The 1,660-nt window shown below is 62.2% G+C and carries 2 protein-coding genes; both read left to right on the forward strand.

Translation table 11 applies throughout. The annotated features are described in order from the left end of the window. A partial coding sequence (locus JHD64_RS21020; RefSeq protein WP_199055530.1) for a heterodisulfide reductase-related iron-sulfur binding cluster occupies nt 1–189 on the forward strand: 189 nt, incomplete at its 5' end. After that, nucleotides 186–1,586 (forward strand): lactate utilization protein B, encoded by a 1,401-nt coding sequence (locus JHD64_RS21025; RefSeq protein WP_199055531.1) that lies wholly within the window; start codon nt 186–188, stop codon nt 1,584–1,586. The genes JHD64_RS21020 and JHD64_RS21025, both read left to right, overlap by 4 nt. Nucleotides 1,587–1,660: the final 74 nt, after the last annotated feature.

The raw sequence follows: 1,660 nt of genomic DNA on the forward strand, positions 1-1,660 counted from the left end.
GAGCCGGAACTGTCCACCGCCATGGGCGAAGACCGCGTGGCCCAGCATGAGGCCACCGGTGCGGAATATATCGTCGGCGCCGACCCCTCCTGTCTGATGCACATGGGCGGCATCATCCGCCATCAGGGCAAGACCATCCGCCCGCTGCACATTGTGGAAATCCTCACCGGTCGCGGAGCAGGCGCATGAAAGACGACAGCGTAAAACACCCGCAAGCCGCGGCTGAATTCCTCAAGGACCGCGCCCAGGCCAAATGGCACGACAGCGCCATCTGGTGGGTGCGGCAAAAGCGCGATGCCCAGGCCAAACAATTGCCGGAATGGGAAGAACTGCGCCGGCTGGCGCGCGAGATCAAGGCCCACACCCTGTCGCAGCTGGACGACTATCTGGCGCAGTTTGAAGCCAATGCCCAGAACAACGGCGTCACCGTGCACTGGGCGGCCGATGCCGACGAGCATAACCGCATCGTGCACGGCATTCTGGCGGCACGGCAGGTGAAGAAGCTGGTCAAGTCCAAATCCATGCTCACCGAAGAATGCGGGCTGAATCCCTATCTGGAACAGCGTGGCATCGAGGTGGTGGACACCGACCTGGGCGAACGCATCGTGCAATTGCGCCACGAAGCCCCCAGCCACATCGTGATGCCGGCCATCCACCTGAAAAAAGAGCAGATTTCCGAGCTTTTCCATAAAGAACTGGGCACTGAGGCCGGCAATAACGACCCCACCTACCTCACCCACGCGGCGCGGGCCAATTTGCGCGAGCATTTCCTGACTGCCGATGCCGGCCTGACCGGGGTGAACTTTGCCATTGCCGAAACCGGTGGCGTGGTGGTGTGCACCAATGAAGGCAATGCCGACCTCGGCACCAGCCTGCCCCCGATTCACATTGCCAGCATGGGCCTGGAAAAAATCATCCCCAGGCTGGAACACCTGGGGGTGTTCACCCGGCTGCTGGCGCGCTCGGCCATCGGTTCACCGGTGACGACCTATACCTCGCATTTCCATCAGGCCAGGCCCGGTGGCGAGATGCACATTGTCATCGTCGACAATGGCCGCAGCGACATTCTGGGCAATGAAGACTTCTACCAGAGCCTGCGCTGCATCCGCTGCGGTGCCTGCATGAATACCTGCCCGGTCTACCGGCGCAGCAGCGGCTTCAGCTACAGCTACATCATTCCCGGCCCCATCGGCTCCACCCTGGGCCCCAGCCGCGACATGAAAAAACACGGCAGCATGGCCTTTGCCTGCAGCACCTGCGGCTCCTGCTCCAATGTCTGCCCGGTCAAGATCAATCTGCACGAACAGCTGGTACTGCACCGCAAGAAGGCGTTTGAGCAGAACCTGCTGCCCGCCGGCAAGAAAATGGGCCTGCTGGCCATGCGCTTCCTCACCCAGCACCCGGCGCTGTTCGATCTGGGCGGCAAGGTGATGCGCAAGGTCGTACGCATCATTCCGGAAAGCCTCACCCGCCATAGCGCGTGGAGCCGTGCTGGCCGTGATCTGCCAACAATGCCAGCCCAGAGCTTCAAGGAGCTGTACCAGCAGCGCCGCCAGGACAAGAAGGACAAGGAGGGCCAACAATGAGCGCCCGTGACACCATACTGGCCCGTATCCGCCAGAACCGCCCGGCCGCCACGGCATTGCCGGACATCCATGCC

Source organism: Aquitalea sp. ASV15 (assembly GCF_016429115.1).
Lineage (GTDB): Bacteria > Pseudomonadota > Gammaproteobacteria > Burkholderiales > Chromobacteriaceae > Aquitalea > Aquitalea magnusonii.

Coding starts and splice junctions, on each gene's coding strand:
- JHD64_RS21025 (WP_199055531.1), top strand. CDS start 186: ATGAAAGACGACAGCGTAAAACACCCGCAAGCCGCGGCTGAATTCCTC.